This window comes from Kribbella sp. CWNU-51, assembly GCF_054073265.1.
Map to the genome: position 1 here is coordinate 512,620 of NZ_JBSXMZ010000007.1, position 21,621 is coordinate 534,240.

Annotated in this window: 25 protein-coding genes; 8 read left to right on the forward strand and 17 right to left on the reverse strand. The window is 67.4% G+C overall.

The genetic code is table 11. The features are described from left to right. Window positions 1-50: 50 nt before the first annotated feature. Together ACXC9Q_RS10840 and ACXC9Q_RS10845 are read right to left on the reverse strand one after the other, a co-directional pair. Window positions 51-782 (reverse strand): hypothetical protein, encoded by a 732-nt coding sequence (locus ACXC9Q_RS10840; protein WP_457056339.1) that lies wholly within the window; start codon window positions 780-782, stop codon window positions 51-53. A gap of 26 nt (window positions 783-808) precedes the next feature. Continuing rightward, window positions 809-1,672, reverse strand: a complete 864-nt coding sequence (locus tag ACXC9Q_RS10845) for an alpha/beta fold hydrolase (RefSeq protein WP_457056340.1) — start codon at window positions 1,670-1,672, stop codon at window positions 809-811. 159 nt (window positions 1,673-1,831) lie between these two features. Here ACXC9Q_RS10845 and ACXC9Q_RS10850 point away from each other — a divergent pair, with 159 nt between their 5' ends. The 3 genes from ACXC9Q_RS10850 (at window position 1,832) to ACXC9Q_RS10860 (ending at window position 3,644) form a co-directional block, all read left to right on the forward strand. Beyond that, window positions 1,832-2,203 (forward strand): FKBP-type peptidyl-prolyl cis-trans isomerase, encoded by a 372-nt coding sequence (locus ACXC9Q_RS10850; protein ID WP_410786399.1) that lies wholly within the window; start codon window positions 1,832-1,834, stop codon window positions 2,201-2,203. Between the two features lie 106 nt (window positions 2,204-2,309). Further along, window positions 2,310-2,927 (forward strand): hypothetical protein, encoded by a 618-nt coding sequence (locus tag ACXC9Q_RS10855; RefSeq protein ID WP_457056341.1) that lies wholly within the window; start codon window positions 2,310-2,312, stop codon window positions 2,925-2,927. Window positions 2,928-2,948: 21 nt separating this feature from the next. Next, on the forward strand, window positions 2,949-3,644 hold the full coding sequence (locus ACXC9Q_RS10860) for an MBL fold metallo-hydrolase (protein ID WP_457056342.1): 696 nt from the start codon (window positions 2,949-2,951) through the stop codon (window positions 3,642-3,644). Window positions 3,645-3,895: 251 nt separating this feature from the next. On the opposite strand, the gene ACXC9Q_RS10865 is transcribed toward ACXC9Q_RS10860, so the two are convergent. From ACXC9Q_RS10865 to ACXC9Q_RS10875, 3 genes are read right to left on the reverse strand one after another with little or no spacing between them, the layout of a single operon-like run. Further along, the gene (locus ACXC9Q_RS10865; protein WP_457056343.1) at window positions 3,896-4,801 is read right to left on the reverse strand and encodes an ABC transporter ATP-binding protein; all 906 of its coding nucleotides are present in this window, start codon (window positions 4,799-4,801) and stop codon (window positions 3,896-3,898) included. Between the two features lie 3 nt (window positions 4,802-4,804). Beyond that, window positions 4,805-5,845: a FecCD family ABC transporter permease gene (locus ACXC9Q_RS10870; RefSeq protein WP_457056344.1), complete on the reverse strand. Its 1,041-nt coding sequence runs from the start codon at window positions 5,843-5,845 to the stop codon at window positions 4,805-4,807. Beyond that, window positions 5,842-6,909, reverse strand: a complete 1,068-nt coding sequence (locus ACXC9Q_RS10875) for a FecCD family ABC transporter permease (RefSeq protein WP_457056345.1) — start codon at window positions 6,907-6,909, stop codon at window positions 5,842-5,844. The genes ACXC9Q_RS10870 and ACXC9Q_RS10875 overlap by 4 nt, the downstream gene beginning before the upstream one ends. Before the next feature lie 103 nt (window positions 6,910-7,012). On the opposite strand from ACXC9Q_RS10875, the gene ACXC9Q_RS10880 reads away from it, so the two are divergent. Then, window positions 7,013-7,834 carry a siderophore-interacting protein gene (locus tag ACXC9Q_RS10880; RefSeq protein WP_457056346.1) on the forward strand — a complete coding sequence of 274 codons (822 nt, stop codon included), beginning with the start codon at window positions 7,013-7,015 and terminating at the stop codon, window positions 7,832-7,834. Between the two features lie 52 nt (window positions 7,835-7,886). Here the strand turns inward: ACXC9Q_RS10880 and ACXC9Q_RS10885 are convergent, their stop codons facing one another. From ACXC9Q_RS10885 to ACXC9Q_RS10895, 3 genes are all read right to left on the reverse strand, one after another. Continuing rightward, a complete protein-coding gene (locus ACXC9Q_RS10885) occupies window positions 7,887-9,104 on the reverse strand; it encodes an alginate lyase family protein (protein ID WP_457056347.1) in 1,218 nt (405 codons plus the stop codon). A gap of 312 nt (window positions 9,105-9,416) precedes the next feature. Next, window positions 9,417-9,815 carry a PPOX class F420-dependent oxidoreductase gene (locus tag ACXC9Q_RS10890; protein ID WP_457056348.1) on the reverse strand — a complete coding sequence of 133 codons (399 nt, stop codon included), beginning with the start codon at window positions 9,813-9,815 and terminating at the stop codon, window positions 9,417-9,419. Between the two features lie 49 nt (window positions 9,816-9,864). Then, entirely contained in the window at window positions 9,865-10,455 is a 591-nt protein-coding gene (locus ACXC9Q_RS10895; RefSeq protein ID WP_457056349.1) for a TetR/AcrR family transcriptional regulator, read from the reverse strand. Window positions 10,456-10,543: 88 nt separating this feature from the next. On the opposite strand from ACXC9Q_RS10895, the gene ACXC9Q_RS10900 reads away from it, so the two are divergent. Next, window positions 10,544-11,245 carry an SDR family oxidoreductase gene (locus ACXC9Q_RS10900; RefSeq protein WP_457056350.1) on the forward strand — a complete coding sequence of 234 codons (702 nt, stop codon included), beginning with the start codon at window positions 10,544-10,546 and terminating at the stop codon, window positions 11,243-11,245. A 12-nt stretch (window positions 11,246-11,257) separates the two neighbouring features. On the opposite strand, the gene ACXC9Q_RS10905 is transcribed toward ACXC9Q_RS10900, so the two are convergent. After that, the gene (locus ACXC9Q_RS10905; protein ID WP_457056351.1) at window positions 11,258-11,578 is read right to left on the reverse strand and encodes a DUF1330 domain-containing protein; all 321 of its coding nucleotides are present in this window, start codon (window positions 11,576-11,578) and stop codon (window positions 11,258-11,260) included. Window positions 11,579-11,689: 111 nt separating this feature from the next. Here ACXC9Q_RS10905 and ACXC9Q_RS10910 point away from each other — a divergent pair, with 111 nt between their 5' ends. Continuing rightward, window positions 11,690-13,648 (forward strand): serine/threonine protein kinase, encoded by a 1,959-nt coding sequence (locus ACXC9Q_RS10910; protein WP_457056352.1) that lies wholly within the window; start codon window positions 11,690-11,692, stop codon window positions 13,646-13,648. Between the two features lie 13 nt (window positions 13,649-13,661). On the opposite strand, the gene ACXC9Q_RS10915 is transcribed toward ACXC9Q_RS10910, so the two are convergent. From ACXC9Q_RS10915 to ACXC9Q_RS10930, 4 genes are all read right to left on the reverse strand, one after another. Then, complete coding sequence (locus ACXC9Q_RS10915) at window positions 13,662-14,069, reverse strand: PIN domain-containing protein (protein WP_457056353.1); 408 nt, start codon at window positions 14,067-14,069, stop codon at window positions 13,662-13,664. Beyond that, window positions 14,066-14,347 carry a hypothetical protein gene (locus ACXC9Q_RS10920; protein WP_457056354.1) on the reverse strand — a complete coding sequence of 94 codons (282 nt, stop codon included), beginning with the start codon at window positions 14,345-14,347 and terminating at the stop codon, window positions 14,066-14,068. Before ACXC9Q_RS10920 ends, ACXC9Q_RS10915 begins: the two co-directional genes overlap by 4 nt. Window positions 14,348-14,428: 81 nt before the next feature. Beyond that, window positions 14,429-15,709: an adenylosuccinate synthase gene (locus tag ACXC9Q_RS10925; protein WP_457056355.1), complete on the reverse strand. Its 1,281-nt coding sequence runs from the start codon at window positions 15,707-15,709 to the stop codon at window positions 14,429-14,431. 343 nt (window positions 15,710-16,052) lie between these two features. Then, the gene (locus tag ACXC9Q_RS10930) at window positions 16,053-16,538 is read right to left on the reverse strand and encodes a VOC family protein (RefSeq protein ID WP_328524447.1); all 486 of its coding nucleotides are present in this window, start codon (window positions 16,536-16,538) and stop codon (window positions 16,053-16,055) included. A 57-nt stretch (window positions 16,539-16,595) separates the two neighbouring features. Here ACXC9Q_RS10930 and ACXC9Q_RS10935 point away from each other — a divergent pair, with 57 nt between their 5' ends. Then, window positions 16,596-17,417 (forward strand): AraC family transcriptional regulator, encoded by an 822-nt coding sequence (locus ACXC9Q_RS10935; protein WP_457056356.1) that lies wholly within the window; start codon window positions 16,596-16,598, stop codon window positions 17,415-17,417. 235 nt (window positions 17,418-17,652) lie between these two features. Here ACXC9Q_RS10935 and ACXC9Q_RS10940 read toward each other — a convergent pair whose 3' ends face one another. From ACXC9Q_RS10940 to ACXC9Q_RS10955, 4 genes are all read right to left on the reverse strand, one after another. After that, complete coding sequence (locus ACXC9Q_RS10940; protein ID WP_457056357.1) at window positions 17,653-18,294, reverse strand: DUF433 domain-containing protein; 642 nt, start codon at window positions 18,292-18,294, stop codon at window positions 17,653-17,655. Window positions 18,295-18,409: 115 nt separating this feature from the next. Next, window positions 18,410-19,657 (reverse strand): MFS transporter, encoded by a 1,248-nt coding sequence (locus ACXC9Q_RS10945; RefSeq protein ID WP_457056358.1) that lies wholly within the window; start codon window positions 19,655-19,657, stop codon window positions 18,410-18,412. A 152-nt stretch (window positions 19,658-19,809) separates the two neighbouring features. Next, the gene (locus tag ACXC9Q_RS10950) at window positions 19,810-20,568 is read right to left on the reverse strand and encodes a 2-phosphosulfolactate phosphatase (RefSeq protein ID WP_457056359.1); all 759 of its coding nucleotides are present in this window, start codon (window positions 20,566-20,568) and stop codon (window positions 19,810-19,812) included. Between the two features lie 31 nt (window positions 20,569-20,599). Continuing rightward, a complete protein-coding gene (locus ACXC9Q_RS10955; RefSeq protein ID WP_328524451.1) occupies window positions 20,600-21,007 on the reverse strand; it encodes a DUF3151 domain-containing protein in 408 nt (135 codons plus the stop codon). A 145-nt stretch (window positions 21,008-21,152) separates the two neighbouring features. On the opposite strand from ACXC9Q_RS10955, the gene ACXC9Q_RS10960 reads away from it, so the two are divergent. After that, window positions 21,153-21,602: an HNH endonuclease gene (locus tag ACXC9Q_RS10960; protein WP_328524452.1), complete on the forward strand. Its 450-nt coding sequence runs from the start codon at window positions 21,153-21,155 to the stop codon at window positions 21,600-21,602. The last annotated feature ends 19 nt before the right edge of the window (window positions 21,603-21,621 follow it).

Consider the following 21,621-nt stretch of genomic DNA (forward strand, 5'->3'; position numbering starts at 1 on the left):
CCGATGATTGCCGCCAGCAATCACAGCAGGACGTCGCCGGTACCCGTGCGCTAGTAGTGCCAGTAGTAGCGGGCGTTGGCGTTCCAGGGGAGGGGGACTGTGGTGTGGTTGGTGAAGGCCATGCCTAGGCCTCGGGCGATTTCTACGGTGCGGGAGAGCTGGAGTGAGTACGGGTGCTGGTTGTCGTCCCACCACTGTTCGAACTCGGTGATGCAGGTCTGGCCTGTGTAGTACGGGTTCGAGCAGGGGTGCGGTGGGAGCCATTTCTGGAGGTGGCGGAAGGTGACGGTGGTGGAGCCGTTCGGGGGCTTGATGGTGCCGACGGCGTCCAGGCAGTAGCCGGTGCTGGGGATGTTCCACTTCACGTAGTGCTGGCGGCCGCCGACTGACGGGATCGGCTGCAGGTTGGCGCAGTCGGCATCGCCAAGGTTCTCGGACGTGACCCGCTGGATCTGCGTCAGCAGGCGACCAGCGCCGTCGTTGTAGCCGTCCAGGAGGACCCACTCGCCGTCGTGGATGAAGTGCTCCGCCGACTTCGGCGGCCACGTCTTCGGATCACCCCACGAGATGTCGGACTCGGTCGCACTCAACGGCGTCCACGCCCACTGCCCGGCAGCGGTCTGACCCGCCCAGTACTGTCCGGCCGACTTCTCGAACATGAGTGAGTACTGGCCATAGTTCTCATCAGTCGTATTCGCGTCCGCCGTACGCGGGGAGACGACGGCCACGGCAGCAGCCACCACAGCAACCGCACCGAATACAGCAGCGAGTTTCTTCAGCACAGAGTGTGACGTTAGCCCTCAAGGGGTCAGCGGGCGAGCACCTCCCGTAGCTTGGCCGCGAACTCCTCCGGCTTCCCCGGCTGGCCGTACTCGTTGCCGAGGAAGCCACCGTGCCCACTGGGGAAGACGACCGGCTCGAGGTCGAGGCGCGCAGCCGCCGCCTTGCCACCGCGGGCCGCCATCTGGTTGCCGGACTCCTCACCGACAGCGATCACGATCCGGTCCTTGGCCTCGCCGAGAGCGTCGAAGTCGGGCTGGTACGACGTACAGCCGCGAATGTTCTGCCCGAGCAGGGCGTCGTCGCGGGAACCGTCGTCCTCGGTGGGCAGGCCGAACATGGCCGGGTCCGGTGCCGGCTGCCGCGTGTAGTCGGCGGTGAACTCGCCCTCGTAGCCGACCATGGCGATGAACTTGGCCATCCCCGCGCCCATGCCATCGCGCTGGTACGTGTCGTAGGTGTCCGCCACCGCGGCCAGCGCGGCTTCGCTGTCCGGCACGACCGCGGCGAGCGGCGGCTCATGCGCGACCAGGGTGTTGATCAGGTCGGGCCGCTTCGCGGTCAGGGCCAGCGCGTTCACTGCGCCGCCGCTGCTGGCGAAGAGGTCGACCGGGCCGGCGTCGAGCGCCTCGATCAGCGCGACCAGGTCGTCGGCGTGGTCGTCCGGCGTCAGCTCACCCAGGTCGCCGCTGCGAACACTCCGCTCCACCCCGCGCGGATCGTAGGTCACGACCGTCCGGTCGGGGAACTGTGACGCCAGCGTGGGGAAACCGCTCGCCCCCATCGGCGAACCGATCATCAGCAGCACCGGCCGATCGGCGAGATCACCACGGACGTCGTATGTCAGGGTGGCTCCGGGCACACCGATCGTGTGGGTGACGGGATCCGGCATCACAAGCTCCTCTGGTCGGGCCCATCCCCCTAGGTTGGGCTCGTGACCGTGAGCCTAGACCGCCGCGCGTCGCACCGAACAGGTCCTCAAACGGCATTTACCCGGAACTCTCCGCGCACCGCCTTGGGGCCGAACGAACCGATCTGCTTAGCTTGTGACATGACTGAGAAGCCAGAGATCGACTTTCCGGACGGGCCGCCGCCGGCGGATCTCGAGATCACCGACATCACCGTGGGCGACGGCGACGAGGCCAAGGCCGGTTCCCGGGTCAATGTGCACTACGTGGGCGTGGCCCACTCGACCGGCGAGGAGTTCGACGCGTCGTACAACCGCGGCGCCCCGCTGGCCTTCCAGCTCGGCGTCGGCCAGGTCATCCAGGGCTGGGACACCGGCGTCCAGGGGATGAAGGTCGGCGGCCGGCGCAAGCTGGTCATCCCGCCGCAACTCGGGTACGGCGACCGCGGCGCGGGCGGCGCGATCAAGCCCGGCGAGACCCTGATCTTCGTGGTCGACCTGATCAGCGTCAGCTGACCCTCTGTCCGAGGCCCCCGCGATCCGCCACAATGGCGGCATCGCGGGGGTCTTTCGCGTAGTTGTACTCATCCGCCTCGCCCAGCGGTCGGTTTGACTGAGAGGCATGACGACGATGGTTGCCACGACCACTCCGACGGTGCGGGTGAACATCATCCGGTACGCCGCTGTGGCCGCGAAGGTGCTGCTCTTCGCTTTGTTGCTCTCGGCACTGATCTGGCCAGACCTGAGCGGGATCAAGGGCAAGGCGTCGACCGCACGGCTCATCGTCTATCCGATCGGCGCGATGGCGCTGCCGCTGTGGTGGTGGGCCTACGGGCGGGCGAAGAGCAAGCTGCACGACCGCTACCCGTGGCCCGCCGACCTGCTGATGACGCTCCCGTGGCTGATCGATCTCATCGGCAACCGGCTCAACCTGTTCGACACGGTGAACTGGTGGGACGACGCCATGCACTTCATCCTCTGGGGCTTCCTCACCGCCGGCGTCCTGCTCGCCTTCGCGCCCCGCAACCTCTCCCGCGGTCTGACGGCGTTCGTAGCCCTCGGCTTCGGCGCTACCGCGGCTGTGGTGTGGGAGATCGGTGAGTACTTCGCCTTCGTCCGCAACTCGACTGAGCTCCAGACGGCGTACACCGACACCCTCGGCGACCTCGCTCTCGGCACCCTGGGCGCCCTCCTGGCCGGCCTGATCCTGTACCAGATGCGCGCCAGAATGGCGCGATGACGGACGTCACGATCGTTGGCAGTGGGGACGCATTCGGGTCGGGTCGGGCGCGTCCAGACCTGCATCGCGTTGGACTCGCAGGTTCTGGTCGACTGCGGGGCAACGAGTATCACCGCGCTGCGGCAGGCCGGCTTCGATCCGAACGAGATCCACACGATCGTCATCACTCACCTGCACGGTGATCACTTCGGTGGACTGCCGTTCCTGATCCTCGACGGGCAGTTCCGTCGCCGCGCCCAGGATCTGACCGTGGTCGACCCACCAGGCACCCGCGACCGGCTGGCCACGGCGTTGGAAACGCTGTACCCCGGTTCGTCCAAGGTCCAGCGCCGCTTCGAGGTCCACGTCCTCGAGCACACTGACCGTCGTCCACAGCAGTTCGGCGAGGTGCAGGTCACGCCCTTCGAAGTACGTCATGCGTCCGGCGCTCCGGCGTACGCCGTACGACTGAAGACGACTGGTGGATCGCTGGCGTACTCAGGTGACACCGAGTGGACGGACGCATTCCTGCAAGCCGCCGAAGGTGTCGATCTATTCCTCTGCGAGGGCTACAGCCCCACTCCGATCCGCTGGCACCTCGACCTCGAGACCCTGGCACAGCACCGCGACCGCGTCACCTCCCGCAAACTGGTCCTCACCCACCTGTCCCCCACAGCACTGGCTGCATACCTCGCTCAGTGGACCGTCGCATCCGACGCCCTCCACATCCCGCTCTAGTCAACTCGAGCGGACCGCTGCCACTCACCAACCCCCGCAGATGACCGGCCTCCGCGAGTTGCCGAGCGTGAGCGGGGTGACTCGGGGATGGTTGCCGAGTGGCGCAGGTCCGCCCCCACCACTTGCCGACCCGCGATGGCGCCGAGTCGTGACTTCCGGTGGACGTACGGCGAGGCACGGAACCGCGATCCACGACCCGAGGCCCGGTCAGCCGGATCCGGGGTGTCCGGATCGGGGTATGGCCGTGGGGCTCAGCGGTCGATGGGGCGGCAGATGCCGTTGGCGGCGGCGGATGCGGCCAGGGCGGCCGCAATGGGAGATGCTGTCGGCTTAGCTTCGTTGACGGCGTTGGCGCGGCTCGTGTGGCGGCCGATCGGGACGACCATCGGGCTGCCGGCGACGGGGTCGGGGACGATCTTGACGGCCAGGTCGAAGACGTCCTCGACGACCGCTTCGGTGACGACCTCGCGCGGGTTGCCCTCGGCAACGATGGCGCCGTCCTTCATCGCGATCAGGTGGTCGCCGAACCGGCAGGCCTGGTTGAGGTCATGCAGGACCAGGACGATCGTCCGCTCCTCGGACCTGTTCAGGTCGACCAGCAGATCGAGCACCTCGAACTGGTGGGTCAGGTCAAGGAACGTCGTCGGCTCGTCCAGCAGCAGGATGTCCGTCTCCTGCGCGAGCGCCATCGCGATCCACACCCGCTGCCGCTGACCACCGGACAACTCGTCGATCGGCCGATCCGCGAGCGAGAGTACGTCGGTCGACGTCATCGCGGCCGCGACCGCTTCGTCGTCGGCCCTGGTCCACTGCCGGATCCACCGGGTCCGCGGGTACCGCCCGCGCCCGACCAGATCGGCGACCGTGATCCCCTCCGGTGCGGTCGGTGACTGCGGCAACAATCCGAGCTTGGTCGCCACCTCCCGGGTCGGGATCGACTGGATGCTCTTGCCGTCCAGCAGCACGGTCCCGCGCGACGGCTTCAGCAGCCGGGCCAGCGTCTTCAGCAGCGTGGACTTGCCGCAGGCGTTGGCGCCCACGATGACGGTGATCTTCCCGGTCGGGATCCGCACCGACAGGTCGTGGATGATCTCGCGCTGGTCATAGCCGACCGCGAGCCCGTCGGCAGCCAAGCTGTGTTCCACAGAGTTCTCCATCTCTCAGCCACCACTCCCGACCCGGTTGGCCCGAGCCAGCAGGAACATCAGGTACGGCGCACCCACCACGCCGGTCACCACGCCGACCGGCAACTGCGTGTCCCCGAACGCGTGCTGCGCGATCAGGTCCGACAGCGCCACCACCAGCGCGCCGAGCAGCGCGGACGCGATCATCGCCGGCCCCGGTGATCGCGTCAGCCGCCGCGCGATCGGCGCCGCGACGAACGCGACGAACCCGATCGGCCCGGCCGCCGCCGTCGCCACCGCGGCCATCAGGACCGCGATGACGATCAGCCCGAGCCGCGAGCTCTCCACCCGCAGCCCCAGCCCGTACGCCGTCTCGTCGCCGAGCTGCAGAATGCGCAGCCGGTGCACCAGGAACGCCGTCAGCGGCGCCAGCGCCACAAGCGTGATCGCAAGGGACCGCACGTTCGACCAGTCCCGCCCGTTCAGGCTCCCGGTCAGCCAGATCAGCGCTTGCTGCGCGATCTCGACCCTTGCCTTGGTCAACAGGTACGACGTGATGCTGGTGGCGATCGCGCCGATCCCGATCCCGATCAGGATCAACCGGTAACTCGACACCCCTTGTCGCCAGGCCAGCACGTACATGATGAACGCGGTCAGCACCGCGCCGACGATCGCGAGGCCCGACACCGCGACCCCGGTCAGCCCCAGCGTGACGATGGCGAACACGGCGAACGCGCTGGCGCCGTACGTGACGCCGATGATGTCCGGGCTGGCCAGCGGGTTGCGGGCGATGCTCTGGAAGATCGCGCCGGACATGCCGAGCGCGGCCCCGACCAACAGGCCGGTGAGTGCCCTCGGCAACCGAAGCTGGTTGACGATGAACTCGGTCGCTGTGTCCCCACCGCCGAACAGCGTCTTCACCACATCGAGAACCGGGATCTTGAAGTCACCCAGCGACAGCGAGACGCAGAACGTCGCGAAGACGACGACCGCGAGTACGACGATCACCAGCAGCGATCGTGCCTGCCGAGCCGCCCGGGCTCGGGTGATGACCTGAACCGCCTCAGCCGTCGTCATAGGTCGGCCAACTTCCTTCGGCGTACCAGTGCGATGAAGAACGGCGCGCCGATCACCGCGGTGACGATGCCGACCTGCAGCTCACCGGGCTGCGCGACGATCCGGCCGAGGACGTCGGCACCGAGCAGCAGGATCGGCGCCAGCAGCATCGAGTACGGCAAGATCCAGCGGTAGTCCGGCCCGGTCACCAATCGCGCGACGTGCGGGATCGTCAACCCGATGAAACCGATCGGTCCCGCCGCCGCCGTGGCCGCTCCACACAGCAGTACGACGACCACCGCGACGAACAACCGGGCCAGGCCGACCCGTTGACCGAGCGACTTCGCCACCTCGTCACCGAGCGACAACGCGTTCAGCAACCGCCCCGAGACCAGCGCCAGCACGATCCCGATCAGGATGAACGGCGCGACCTGCGCCGCGATGTCCGAACCGCGGCCGGCCAACGACCCGACCGACCAGAACCGGAACTGGTCGAAGGTGTCGACGTCACCGATCAGTACCGCGGTGGTGAGCGACCCGAGCATCGCGGTCATCGCCGCCCCGGCAAGCGCCAACTTCACCGGCGTCACCCCCTCGCGGCCGAGCGACCCCAGCAGGTAAACGACGACGGACGCGGCCGCCGCACCCACGAACGCGAGCCAGACGTACGCCGTCAGACTCGACAACCCGAACCAGTAGATGCCGCCGACAACGAAGAGCGCGGCTCCACCGTTGACCCCGAGGATGCCGGGATCGGCCAGCGGGTTCCGGGTGACGCCCTGCATCAGCGCCCCGGACAACCCCAGGGCGGCGCCGACGAGCAGACCGATCACAGTCCGCGGGACGCGCAGTGAGTGGACGATCACATGATCGGTGTCCGCCTCGTTGTAGTGCCGCAAGGCATCGATCACCGTCGGCAACGGGATCTGCTTCGACCCGACCGCGATGCTGAGCAAGGTCACCAGCACGAGCAACGCGATACAGCCGATCAGGCCGACGACGAGTGTCGCTCGCCTAGTGCGCCGCGGGCGCGACGAGACGGCGACAACGGGGTCGGCCGAGACCACAGCAGTGGGCGGGGGCATTGGACTTTGGGATCCTCTTAGGTAAGGCTAACCTCTAGACGCCACAGAATAACCCGGCCGTCCACGAGTCCGCATCTGCCGTAGTTTATGGAGAAACCAAAGCATGACGACTGTGCTCGAGCGGCCGATCGTGTTCGACTCCGTCCTCGCCACCGTGGCGGCCGTCGACGACCTGAGCCCGCACCTGCGCCGCGTGACGTTCGTCGCACCGCGGATCGCGGAAGCGGTCACCGCCGGACCGGACCAGCGAATCAAGGTGCTGCTCGCACCCCCCGACGGCAGCGACATCAAGCTCCCGTCCGGCCCCGAGTGGTACCCGGAATGGTGTGCGCAACCGGTCGAGGAGCGTTTCATCATGCGGACATACACCGTCCGTGCCTTGCGTCCCGAGGTCGCCGAGCTCGACGTCGAGTTCGTCCTGCACGGCGTGAACGGCCCGGCCTCGGCCTGGGTCAGCGAGGCTCGGCCGGGCGACCAGGTCGGCCTGATCCTGCCGTTCGCGGTCGACACCGCCAGCACCAAGGGTCTGCTGCACTCCGGGGTCGACTACGTCCCACCGGCGACCAGCGTGCGCCGCGTCCTGGTCGCCGACGAGACCGCGCTGCCGGCTCTTGCCGGGATCCTCGAGCAGCTGCCGGCCGCTGTCCACGCGACCGTCTTCGTCGAGGTCCCCGACGCCCGCGACATCCGGCCGCTGGCGACCCCAGGCTCCGCCGACATCACCTGGATCACGCCCACCGGTGACATGTCGTTGCTCGAAGCCCTCAAATCCGCCGACCTGCCGTACGACGCCGACTACGCCTGGGTGGCCGGCGAATCGTCAATGATCAAGTCGGTCCGCCGCCACCTGGTCAACACGGTCGGAATGCCGAAGGCGACCATCTCCTTCCAGGGCTACTGGAAGCGCGGCGAGGCCCAGATCTGACGTGCTCCGGGAGAGCTGAAAGGGCAGAGTTCCAGCTCTCCCGGAAGCCTTGCTATGAAGGGTTCTCGGCGTGGGTCAGGGTCTCCCACGCGACGAACAGGTTGTTCGACCCGGCCGGGCGGCGCGACTCGGTCAGGGCCTGGGTGTTCGTCATCGCGATGCCGAGTCGGGTATGCAGGGCGTTGTAGCCGACCTCGGTGATCGGGCCGAGGCCCCGGTTCACAGTGCCGTTGCACAGCCAGGACGGAACCGGTTCGAGGTTGCGCTCCCACCGGGACTGGAATCCGAGCGCCTGCCGCAGCCGCTCACCGAACTCCGGGTAGAGGTCGATCCCCTGGATCCGGGACGTCTCCAGTACGTGCGAGATCGACGAGATGCCGTAGCCAGTGTGGGTGAAGTCGCGACAGGTCTCCTGAGTCAGACCGGTCACGAAGGTCCCCTGGCCCTGCCAGTACGCGACGATCTTGTCGCGGGTGTCGAGGTTCTGGCTCGGCTTCGTCTTCGGCAGCGCGCCGTCCGACTCCAGGTACACGTACGCCGGCACCCGGACCCGGTACAGCGCGATCGCCTTGTCGTACACGGTCTTGTCCTCGAGGAACACGCCGATGCCCTGGATCGCCTCGGTCATGCTCAACTCCCAGTTCCCGTTGGAGTTCGAGCCGTTGATGATCTCGGGCAGGTACACGTTGCGCAGCATGGTCGCGAACCGGCCGGAGTTCGGCCAGTTCCCGTACACGTACTTGATGATCTCCGCGGCCTTCGGCCAGGACGACGCCGCCCACGCGGTCTGCAGCGGCGCATTGCTGTTCGTGTGGTCCTGGATGGTCGTCGACCACGCGTCCATCAGCTGGATCGCCTTCTGCGCATAGCGATCGTCACCGGTGAGGTACCAGAGCAGGGCATCGGTGTACGCCGCGATGGCGTCCTCACGCTCGTTGGTGCAACCCAGGTTCGGATTCGAGTACGGGCCGCACTCCACGACCGCGCGTGGGGTCGGCGTACGCGAGAGGGATGCGTAGGAGCTGCTCTTGGCCTGGTTGAACGCGTTCGTCCACGGCTGTGCACCGGCCTGCACCTTGGCCCGGACGAAGTCCAGCTGAGCCCGGCTCACCCCGACACCAGGATGGGTGAACGTCGCAGGCGCGTCGACAGCTGCTGGTACGGCGGAATGCGGTGAGTCGGCGCTGGACGCGGCGACCGCTGGGCTGCTGAGGGCTCCGGCCACCAGCGCTGCACACGCTGTGGCAAGGAGCAGGGGTTTGGTTCGCATGGGCGGATGTCCTGTCTTCGGGGGCGGTAGGACACTGCGCTCCCCCGCGTGCCCGGAGGCACTAGCGCAGGGTCTTTGCGAAAGTTTGACGACGGACGGTGAGCACGTCAATATCCCAGCGGAAATCAGCGTCACAACGGAACAACTGCACGGCTTTTCCCAGCTCAGTGGAACAAAGTGAGAACTTGTCCCACGAAACGCCGCCACTTCTCGACCGCCGGAATCGCAGTCATTGCCGGTTCGGAACTACCCTCCGTCACCACCGCGACCACGGACGTCAACTCGCCGTGATTCGGAGCGGCCGGCGGCCTCTCAGGGATGTCCCAGCTGACTCGTGATGCGTTCGACGATGACGCTCGTGGCGTATCGCGTGGTGCCCGGGGGCTCCACATCCGTCCACTCGCCGGCGTACTTCCGGGCGATCGCCTGCTCGAGCGCGAACTCAGGATCAGGGACCAGATCGTCGATCCGGCCGCGGAGCTCGACGTAGTGCGTCGGGCGGGCCGGGTCGACGATCACGACCGTGATCAGCGGGTTGCGCTGGAGGTTACGCAGCTTCTGCCGGCCGTCGACCAGGCTGATGCGCACCCGTTCGTCGTCCCAGAGGAACCACAGTGGCGTGACCTGCGGCTCGCCACGCTTGCCGATCGTGCCGACCATCGCGACCGCAGTCGAGGACAACAGGTCGTGAAACGCCGCCGGGATCTCCACTCGCGCCTCCTCCGTAAGGACAAGGCACCGAGCGTACGTGCCGGCGGGATCAACTCAGCTGCGTCGCCAGGTCGCCGGAGCGAACACCGGCCGCATCCAGCAGCGCGGCCGCGGTAGTGACGCCGATGCCACCCAGCGGCTGCGCCCGCACGACCGATCGCGCGCTCGCGCCGTCGAAGATGATCGTCAGCTGGATCGCCAGCGTGCCCGGATCCTCCGCGCCGGCCTTCACCAACTCGCGGTGGAAGAAGTCGGTCAGCTGCTGCTTGAAGTGGCGCGCGACCACCGACCCCGGGTGCTCGGGATTCTTCAGCTCCACCGCCGTACTCACGTAGGGGCAGCCCAAGAAGTTGCCAGCAGCAACCACGGCGTCCTGCCGCTCGAACACATCCAGGATCCGGTCCCGGGCCGGCCGGTCATCCTCCGCGCCGGGATGCAGAAGGGTCTGGTACGCCGCCCCGCGGTTGGCCAGGCTCTCCGCGATCAGCTCGTCCTTGGACCGGAACAGCTGGTACATGGACTTCTTCGACACCCCGGCCGCCTTGCAGAGCGCGTCCACTCCGATGTTGACGCCGTCGCGGTAGAAGAGTTCGCCCGCGGCGTCCAGGAGCCGCTCGCGGGGGGTCGCCGAGGTGGTCATGGAACGAGGGTACCGGCTGGATTTGCGATTAGAAACCGATCGGTTTACAGTCATGGAAACAGATCAGTTTCTAGCTAAGGAGTTTCAGATGACCTCACTCGCAGGCGCCGTCGTCCTGGTCACCGGCGGCCAGCGCGGCATCGGCAAGGCGATCGTCGACGATCTGCTCGACCGTGGAGTCGCCAAGGTCTACGCGACCGCGCGCAACCCGCAGGACAGCTCCGACCCGCGCGTGGTCCCGCTGCCGCTGGAGATCACCGACGCGGCATCGATCGAGGCGCTGGCCGCGGCCGCTCCCGACGTCACCGTCCTGATCAACAACGCCGGCGCCGGCTCGCCGGACACCTACCTGGACGCACCGGCCGCAGAGATCCGGGCAGTCTTCGACGCGAACTTCTTCGGCCCGCTCGAGCTGACCCGGACCTTCGTTCCGATCATCGAGCGGAACGGCGGCGGCCACATCCTGAACGCCCACTCGGCCCTGTCCTGGGTCGCGCGGCACGGCGCGTACTCCGCGACCAAGGCCGCGTTCTGGTTGCAGACCAACGCGATCCGGCTCGAACTGCGCAACCGCGGCATCGGCGTCACCGGCCTGCATATGGGGTACGTCGACACCGACATGACCACCGCGGTCACCGCCCCGAAGTCCCGCCCCGAGGACATCGCCAGGCAGGCCCTCGACGGCATCGAGTCCGGCGCCCACGAGGTCCTCGCCGATGACACGGCGCGCGGCGCGAAGGCCGCCGTCTCCCAGGACCTGATCGTGCTCTACCCCGAGCTGGTCAACTAACCGGGAGGGAAATCAGGCCAGTACGTCGGTGGCCTTGTGGGTGCGGTCGACGCCCTCGACGAAGATCACCACGCCGTCGGAGTTCCGGGTGCGCAGCGGGAGGATCTCCCGGTACGCCGGCGACTCGTACCAGCCGCGCAGGTGGTCGTAGTCCGGGAACTCGATCACGATCGGCGCACCCTCCCACTCACCCTCTACGGATTCCGGGCGGGCCCCGTGCACGATGAAGTGGCCGTCGTACGGGGCCAGCGTGTCGTCGATGCGCTCCAGGTACTCGACGATGTCCGCGCCCTTCCGGACGTTGCGCAGGTAGGCGATCGCGTAGGCCTTCATGTCTCCTCCTCGATGGTTGGTGCGTTCAGCTTCCGGCACGAGGAGAATTCAGACGATTACCTCAGAGGTCATCACGGTTGCTTGGTCCGCTGCCGACGTACCGTAGATGCCATGTCAGTCTCAGGGGGGCCGCCTCCTACTCCCGTCGAGGGGGTCACACCTGTCGAGGAGGTGGAGGAGCGGGTCGGGCCGTACCGGTTGATCCGGCGGCTCGGGCAGGGCGGGATGGGTGTCGTCTACCTGGCCGAGGGACCGGAGCACCAGGAGGTCGCGCTCAAGGTGCTGCGCCCGCACGTGGCACACGACCCGATCGCACGGGCCCGGTTGCAGCGCGAAGCGACCACACTGCAGAAGGTGAGCCACCCTGGCGTGGCAGGCATCCTCGACCACGACCTGGAGGGCGACCAGCCCTATCTGGTCACCCGATTCGTGCCGGGGCGGCCGCTGGACGAGCAGGTGGACGAGCGCGGGCCACTGACCCCGCGGAAGTGGCTGCCACTGGCTGGCTGTCTGGCGGAGTCGCTGCAGGCCATCCACCTGGCCGGAGTGATCCACCGCGACCTCAAGCCGGGCAACGTGATGATGTTCAACGGCAAGCCGGTGATGATCGACTTCGGCATCGCCCAGGCCGCTGACGACCTGCGTCTCACCCAGACCGGTCTGGTGATCGGTACGCCGGGCTATCTGGCGCCGGAGCTCATCGAGGGCGAGATGGTGTCGGAGTCGGCCGACTGGTGGGGCTGGGCGGCCACTGTGACGTTCGCCGCCACCGGACGCCGGCCTTTCGGCAAGGGCCCGTTCGAGGCGGTGCTGCACCGGGTGCACACCGGTCAGGCTGACCTGGACGGTTTGGACCCGCGGCTGAAGCCACTGCTCGCTGCGGCGCTGTCGCCGGCCAAGGGCGACCGGCCGACGCGGGACGAGATCATGACCGGCCTCAACCGGTACGCCGAGGGCCGTGACGCACTGCCGCCCCGCGAGACGCCGACGATCACCGCCGTACCACCGACTATTCAGCTGCACCCGCAGACTGCGCTGATGACGCGTGAGATGCCGTCGGACGGGCCATCGCCGACGGATGTCGCACAGTTGGTGCCACCAGTCCTTCCGCCGATGTCGGCCTTCGCTCCGATCCGGGACAAGCTTCGGGAGGCGGCTGCGGCGAAGAAGGCCGCTGAGCCCGTGCCGGTGGCTCCGATGCACCCCGCGACGTACAGTCCGGCTCCGAACGCGGCCGCACCTGCGGCGATGCCCTTGCCGTATCAGGGTGGTCCGGTTTCGCCGTACCAGAATCCGGCGCCGTACCAGAGTCCTGCGCCCGCGCCGTACCAGCAGGGCTCGGCTCCTGCGCCGTACCAGCAGGGCCCCTCTCCGACGCCGTACCAGCAGCCTGGTCAGCCGGTGAAGCCCGAGAAGGCTCCGCCGACCGGCCGACGGACTGCGATGGTAGTCGGCCTGATGGTCGCGCTGACCGGCCTGACCGCTCTCAACCCCGGCCTTGGTGCCGCGCTCGCGATCATCCTGCTCGTGATCGCGAGGACCGTCGACCGCACCAGCACCGCGCTGATGCGCCGTCGTCAGCTCCGCGGCCGGTCCGGACGCTCGGACGGTGTGGTGGCCGCGGCGTCCAGTCCGCTGCAGCTGGTTACCGCAGCCCTGATCACTCTGCCCTGCCTGATCCTGCCGCTGGTGATGGGCGTTGTCGTCGGGGGCATCGTCACCGCCGTCGCCGCCACCACCTACGGACTCGACTGGCAGCCCCTGTCGGCCGTCGGCTTCGGCAGCGCGGCCATCACCGCACTCTTCACCGCCTGGTGGGGCCCCGGCGGCAGTTCACTCCGTCGCGGCGCCCACATCGCGGCCCGCAACACCTTCCGCCCCCACTGGGTCTCCGTGCTCCTGGCCGCCGTACTCCTGGCCGTCGGCGGCTTCACCTTCTACCAGGCCACTCAGGGCCAAGGCGCCGCCTGGGCCCGCACTCCCATCGAGGCCCCCACCATCGACCGCCCCACCATCGGCGACCTCCGCAACGCCCCCCTGATCCGCGACCTTCCCTTCATCGGCAACTGAAGCCGGGCGCGTTTCAGAGCGAGATGATCGGCACCTTCCACCGGGTGTTGCCACGCCATGCTCCGGTACGCGCAGCCTCCGCCAGGTGCGCGATGTCCCCTCGATCGGATGTCACACAGGTCGCCGCCGACTCGAAGCAACATGCCACGACCTGCGCGTCGACAACGTCAGCCCGATCGGCCACGGCCAGCAACTCGCCGACCCTCGTGGCAAGATCCTGAGTGAGCGGAACAACATCACACCCGTCGATCAGCCGCCGGAGATCGGGTTGCTTGTGGCCGCGCCAGACCTGAGCCAGCGCCGCGGAGGGAACACTCGGCTCGACGCCACGCATCAACGCTCGCAGGTGGATAGCCCACAGCCGCGGGTCGTTCCGCTCGGCTGCGATCAGCGCGCCCGCGTCGTAGACCAGCTGTGTCACGCCTTCGAACCCCCACCGTCGCCCGCCGGGCCGTCGTCAGCCGACTCGCGCTGCGCCTCGACCAACGCCCGATCGGCCCAGTCGAGCTGATCTGCGGTCAAGGCCCCGTGCTCAGACTCCCACTCCGAGATCGACTGCAGCCCTCGGTACAACCGCTCGCTCTTGGCCACCAGCTCGTTGACGTAGGCCGATGGCGTCGTCTCAGCCTCCCGGGCCCGCCGCTCGACGGCTGCCCACAAGTCCTCATCGAAGGACAACGTCTTCTTCTTGACTGCCATACGACCATGGTATGACCGCGGTATGACCACCGCCAACTCGGTCGGGGCAGCAGGACCCGACCGAGTTCGGCGTCGGGGGAACTACAGCTGGACGATCTGGGAGCGTTCGGGGCCTACGCCGATGGCGGAGATGCGGGCGCCGCTGAGGGATTCGACGGCGCGGACGTAGGTCTGGGCTTCCTTCGGGAGGTCGTCGAAGCTGCGGCAGCCGGTGATGTCGTCGGACCAGCCGTCGAACTCCTCGTAGACCGGCGTCGCGTGGTGGAAGTCGGTCTGGGTCATCGGCATCTCGTCGTGGCGGACGCCGTACACGTCGTACGCGACGCAGACCGGGATCTTGTCCCGGCCGGTCAGCGTGTCCAGCTTGGTGAGGACGAAATCGGAGACGCCGTTCACGCGGGCGGCGTACCGGGCGATGACCGAGTCGTACCAACCACACCGGCGCGGCCGGCCGGTCGTCGTACCGAACTCGAAGCCCTGCTGCCGCAGCCACTCGCCGTCGGCGTCCAGCAGCTCGGTCGGGAACGGGCCCTCGCCGACGCGGGTCGTGTACGCCTTCACCACGGCCATGACGCGGTCGATCCGGGTCGGCGGGATGCCGGTCCCGGTACATGCGCCCGCGGAGATCGCGTTGGACGACGTGACGAACGGATACGTGCCGTGGTCGACGTCCAGGAGCGTCGCCTGGCCGGCCTCCATCAGGACCGTCTTGCCGTCGTCCAGCGCCCTGCTCAGCAGCAGGCTCGTGTCGGCCACCATCGGCTTGAGGCGGTCGGCGTACCCGAGCAGCTCGTCCAGCACCTCGCGGATCTCGACCGCGCGCCGGTTGTACACCTTCACCAGCAGCTGGTTCTTCTGCTCCAGCGCGCCGGTGACCTTCTGCTCGAGGATCTTCTCGTCGTACAGGTCCTGGACCCGAATGCCGACCCGGTTCATCTTGTCGGCGTACGTCGGGCCGATGCCACGGCCCGTGGTCCCGATCTTGCGGCTGCCGAGGAACCGCTCGGTCACCTTGTCCAGCGTGCGGTTGTACGGCGGGATGACGTGGGCGCTCGCACTCACGACGAGCTTCGACGTGTCGACCCCGCGGGCCTGTAAAGCGTCGAGCTCCTCGAAAAGGACGCTCAGGTCCACCACGACGCCGTTGCCGATCACCGGGGTCACACCCGGCGTGAGGATGCCACTCGGGAGCAGGTGCAGCGCGTACTTCTCGGATCCGATCACGACCGTGTGGCCGGCGTTGTTGCCGCCGTTGAACTTGACCACGTAGTCGATGACCTCGCCCGTGTTGCCGAGCAGATCGGTCGCCTTGCCTTTGCCCTCATCGCCCCACTGGGCGCCGACGAGCACGATTGCGGGCATCTCAGCCCTCCTCTTCACGCGCATGGCAAGCGGCCTCACACCGCGTAGCCACCGACGCTGGAAACGGTGAAGCCCGGAGACGTTCACCGGACATTCATCCGGCAACGCATCCAGGCTCTTGCGACCAAAGCCTACCGGACGGGCGGCGCGCTGTTCCGGCCCTGTCCACAACGCCGAACGACCATTTCAGCCAGCTGTTCGATCAAGCAGTGGGTTGCCATTTTCCGTGATCGCGTGCACACTCTTAGTCAGCGGCCCGCCGAAACTGCCGCAGGGGACGGTTCCGGCGGGCCGCTTCCTCGTGCTCATCCGAGGAAGCGCCTTGTGCGCAAGGCTTTCTGGACTATTCCAGCCCTTCCGGGTTCGAGGCCAGCCACTCCTTGACCCGGCGGTCAGCTTCCTCGCGCGACACGTCCTCGACCTTCGTCAGGATCGCCCAGCGATGGCCGAACGGGTCGATCACGGTGCCGAAGCGGTCACCGGTCATGAACGTCTGCACCTCTTCCACCGGCTTCGCCCCGGCCGCGACCGCCTTCGCGTACGTCGCGTCCACGTCCGGCACGTAGTGCACGAGCGAGGAGTGCACCCACTCGCCGTTCGGCGCGCGCAGCCCCAGCTGCGGCATCTGGTCGCTGAGCTGCAGCATCGAGTTCCCGAACTTCAGCTCCGCCTGACCGACCCGCCCGTCCGGCATGTCCTGCCGGCTGATCACCTCGGCCCCGAACACCGACTGGTAGAACTCGATCGCCTTCGCGCCGTCCGGTACGGCGAGGTACGGGGTCAGCGAGTGATAACCGTCGGGGATGGGGTTTACCGTGTTCGTCGTCATGACAGTCAGTCAACGCGGCGGACGCCGTACCGGTCTTGTAAGAAAGCGACAGCCAGTGTGAGCACACCACCGCCGGACAGCGAGAAGGGCATCCTGCACCCGCGGGAGCAGGCCCGCCACCGCTCGCTGAGCCGCCTCGCGGCCGGCGCCGAGGTCGGCCGGTTCGTGGAGTGGTACTGGATCGTCGAGTGGGACCTGGACGAGCCGTACACGGCCGAGGTGCTGCCGTTCCCGAGCGTCAACATCACCTTCGAACAGCCGGGCGGCGCGTTCGTGAACGGGGTCTGCACACGGAAGTTCGAGCGCGAACTGGTCGGGCGTGGCCGCGCGTTCGGGGTGAAGTTCTGGGCCGGTGGATTCGGTGCCGTGACCGGGCTGGACGTGGCGTCGTTCCGCGACCAGGTGCTGCCGCTGACCGCGGTCTTCCCCGACGGCGACCGGCTTGCGGACCTGGTGTTCGCCGAGGAGTCCGACGTACGGCGTCGTGCGGTGATCGAGGCGTTTCTCCGGGACCACCTGGCGCCGCCGGATCCGTCGTACGAACTGGTCCGGGAGATCGTCACGGCGATGTCGACGGATCGGTCGGTGGCGCGGGTGGACCAGGTCACCGAGCGGTTCGGCGTCCCGATCCGGACACTGCAGCGGCTGTTCCGTCGCTATGTCGGTGTGGGTCCGAAATGGGTGCTCCGCCGCTACCGCCTGCACGACGGCGCGGAGTTGCTCGCCCAGGGCGAAGTGGTCGAGCTGGCGGAGCTGTCCGCCTCCCTCGGCTACTTCGACCAGGCTCACTTCTCCAAGGAGTTCAAGCAGCAGATCGGCCTGACTCCGGCCGAGTACGCAACCAGAGCCGCCGCCGAACGCCAGATCACCTACCGCTGAGCTGCGCCACTGCAGCCATCCCCGTCGCGGTCAGGGCCACATTTTGGTGATCCGCCCTTGTGCATGAACGTGCCAGAACCCGACGGGGTGTCTCTGGCTGGCGTTGACCATTGCACGCTCCGCCTCGACGAACCGTTGCGCCGTGTCATCCAGGCCTAGGTTCCCGGACGCGAGACAGAAAAGGTGCCCAACCTCCAGTGCGCCCAGCTCGTTCGCACGGTAGCGGATCAAGAACTCAGGCGGCCTGGCGGAGGACATCTTCTACAACATCCGCGGGCAGATCGTACTCCTCGGCGACGGCGCTCATGGGTTCGCCGGTTCTCCACAGCGAGACCAGCGCCTCGACCGGCACCTTGCTCCTGGCAAGGACAGGGGCTCCCCATCCGAACCGCGGGTCGATGATGACCTCGGCCTCGGCCGGATACTGCGGCAAGCTGAGCCGTTCCGGACTACCTGTCGCGTGCCAAGTGATGTACGTCAGGTACTCAGAGATGACCTCAGGGATGGCAATCTGACGGTCCCGTGCATGAACGACCGACTCATCCGCGACGCGAACGAACAGCCCGACGCCATCGGTTGCGATCCGTTCGCTTGCCAACGCATACGGATCGTCGAACTCAGAGCGAGCGAGGTCGGCAGCTCTCCGGATGTCGGGCATGGAAAAGCCCAGCTGCTCACGCAGCGTCCGTAGCACATAGGCCTCGATGATGCCGACGAATGGAACCCGCGGCCACCCACGCCGCTCGGGAGGTACCGCGTGCACCAGCGGTTGCCGAGAGTCATCAGCCAACCAGCCGTCCAGCGTCGACTCGGGCATCTTCAAATACCTCGCCGACTCCCGTGCTGTGAGGAGTGGCGTCCTGTAGATGTCCGTCATCGTGTCCCCCTCATCTCGATCGAGACAGAGCGTATCCATCGATGATGTTCGATCGTCGCTCTTACCTGCTTGCCGAATGAAGTGTTGCAGGTGTCGCCGACAAAACTACGCTAGGTCAGCACGACCTTCCGCTGCCCACGCTGCCGGTCGAATCGTTGCCCGTCTTGACTCGACAGACGACCCCAGCCATCGCGGTAGCGCTCAGTGCGGATAGTAGGGCGACTAGGAAGCCGTAGTGGAGCTCATGAGTGTCCACGATGCGACCCGCGAACGCCGCGCCCAGTGCGATCCCAGCCGCGCTGCCTGAATTCAGCCAGGTGAAGGCCTGTGTCAGTACCGCGGACTCCACTGAGGACTCGGCCAACACGGCGGAGACCGTCTGGAATGGCGCTATGGCCAGGCCAGGCAGAGCCAATGCGAGAGCCGCTTGAAGCGGGGTGGCCGCTGCGAGGAGTGGCAGACAGCTGAACGTCAGACCCACCAGCACGATGACGAGTTGGGTCTGCGGAGCTGTACGCCAGCGCCTTGCACCATAGGCGAGTCCGGCGAACAGGCTGACCAGACTGGTGATGCTGTAGAGCGGTCCGGCCAGACCCGGCGTGCCTCTCGCGACTGCGAAGGCCGTGACGGACACCTGCATGCTGCCGAAGAAGAGGCCGATGCCGATGTTCGTCCCGACCAGTCCCGCAAATCGCTTGTTTAGCAGGCGTTTCGAGCGTTCGTGCTGACCACGTGGGCCGGCCGGTGGCGCCGTACGACGTTGCATCGCCAGCAAGAGGCCTCCCGTCAGCAGGAGACTCGTCGCGAGTACTGACCCTGCTACCGGGCTGCCGAAGGCACTGACTGTGCCGACGAGGCCTGGCCCGACCATGAACGCGACCCCGACGCTCAGCGATTCCAGAGCGAAGGCTGACGAGAGCAATGGTGTGCCACGCAGTGCGTGCGACCAGCGCGCGGCGGTCTGTGCACCCAATTGCGGAAGTGATCCGCCTGCCACGACACCCGCGATGATGAGCGACCAGAGTGGTGCATCGGAGACAGTGAGGCTGATCAAAAGGGCGACTGCGGCGGCGTGAGCGAGCAGCGTGATCGGCAGCATTCGGGTCTGTCCGAAACGGTCGATGAGGCGAGCCACCTGTGGACCTGCCAGTGCCTCGGCGACCGCGAAACCACCGGTCACGCTGCCGGCCGCGGCGTACGAGCCGGTCGATCCGTGAACCAGCCAGACGATGCCCAGGCCGGTCATGGCGATACCGATGCGAGCCGGTGCCGCCGCCAAGTAGAACTTCCACGCCCCGGGGGTACGCAGTACCGCTGCGTAGGTGGTTGTGGGCGTGCTGATCCGTCCGGTGAGTGCCGGCACGGTGAGACCTTCCGCTGCCCGAAGGGGCGGGGACCCGACCGTGGGCGTCCTGCTTCACCGGTCTGTCCGTCCGCCTACAACCGTCCATGTTCGGCAGGAAGCGGGGACGCTCGCCGCCTGCCGGCTCTGTCAACGGGCAGAAACCTCGTGGTTCAGGTTGACGCGCTCATCTTACCGTCCCGCAGCACCGGCACTGACCGACTGCTGTCGACCTCGGCCGCGATCGCCACATCCTCGGGGAAGCCGTACTGCGTGAGTTCGCGACCGCCGGCGCAGTCGTGCAGCATGACCGGGAGCTCATCCGCCACAGCGTCGTACGCCGCCTTCGCCGCCCGCGCCTCCGGCGACAACCCGGCCGGCTGCAGAGCGCTCAGGAAGCCGCCGGCACCCCAGAGATCCTCGACCGCCGGCCTGAGCGAGCCGTCCTTCCACCGCTCGCCTGCCGCGATGGCGACCACTTTGAGGTCCGGGTCCTCGGCGCAGCGCTCGTTCACCCACGCGGCCGCCGCGGTCCGGTTGCGCAGCGACACCGCGATGACTGTGGCTCCGCTGTCGATGAGTTGCTGCGCGATGGTCGAGCCGTTGGGCGACGGCAGCACCAATCGCTGGACTCCGGTCGATTGACGGATGGTTACCGGCGACAAGCTCACGTCACCCGGTCCCGCCTCGGATCGTTCGACCGCGAGCACGGCGTCGTACTGCTCGGCGTAGGCAGCGGCAGTCTCGTCGCGCCAGCGGTACGGGTACACATCGATGCCGCGATCCACCGCGACCGTCACAGCCGTGGTGAACGACAGCACGTCCACGACTGCGACGAGCGAGCCGGCGACCACCTCAGCCCCTACCGGGCCCCAGTCGAAGCCGACTCTGAATCCGTCCTGCGCATACGGGCTGATCACTCGACGGATCATGCCGTCGAGTCACCAGCCCGACAACCAGGTTTCAGCTCAGGACATCGGCCGCAGTGGGTGACGAATCGCGCAGGAAGGTTGCGCAGCGCTCGGCCTCGTCCTTCTCGTCGATGAGCGCGGCCGCCTTCCCGAGCGCGGCCAGGCAGCGCAGGAACCCGCGGTTGGGCTCGTGCTCCCAGGGGACCGGCCCGTGACCCTTCCAGCCGTTGCGCCGGAGCAGGTCCAGGCCGCGGTGGTATCCGGTCCGCGCGTACGCGTACGCCTCGATCGTGCGTCCGTCCGCCAGCGCCGCCTCGGCCAGCACCCCCCAGGCCAGCGACGAGGTCGGGAACTTGGCGGCGACGTCCACTGCCGCTGCCCCGGCGGCGAGTTCCGCCGCGGCCGGGTCGACGGGGAGTAGTGTCTCGGGAGGACCTGAGAGCAGATTGTTCAATTCCATAAGCACATCTTCGCCGATCACGCAGCCGAACCGGAACGTGACCGTCTGACGAAATCCGTTGACCGTTCACCGACCGGCCACGGATGCTTGAGACCCTGCGTCATAGCCGCCGTGGTTCCCAGCTACGGCCGGAAGGAGGCACCGGATGAGCGTCATAGTCCTGAACGCGTCATACGAGCCGCTGCACACCGTGTCGATCCAGCACGCCATCCGGATGCTGGTCCGCGAGGTCGCAGTGGTGGAAGAGGCGCACGGCGAGCGGACCATCGGCCCTTTTCCGGTTCCACGCGTGCTGCGCCTGGTCCGGTACGTCGTTACCCACTGGCGCTACGCGGCCGGCCGGATGAAGTACAGCAAGCACGGTGTGTTGCGGCGGGACAAGTTCCGGTGTGCGTACTGCGGTCTGGACAACGCCGACACCATGGACCATGTCCAACCCAGATCCAGGGGCGGCCGCACCGAGTGGCTGAACGCCGTGGCCGCCCATGCCTCCTGCAACGAGCGGAAAGGCAATCGCACACCTGCCGAGGCCAACATGCCGCTCCTCTGGCAACCCTGGGTACCAACCCGCGCGGAGCTCGTCATAGACAAATGACGGGCTTTTTTCATGCCTT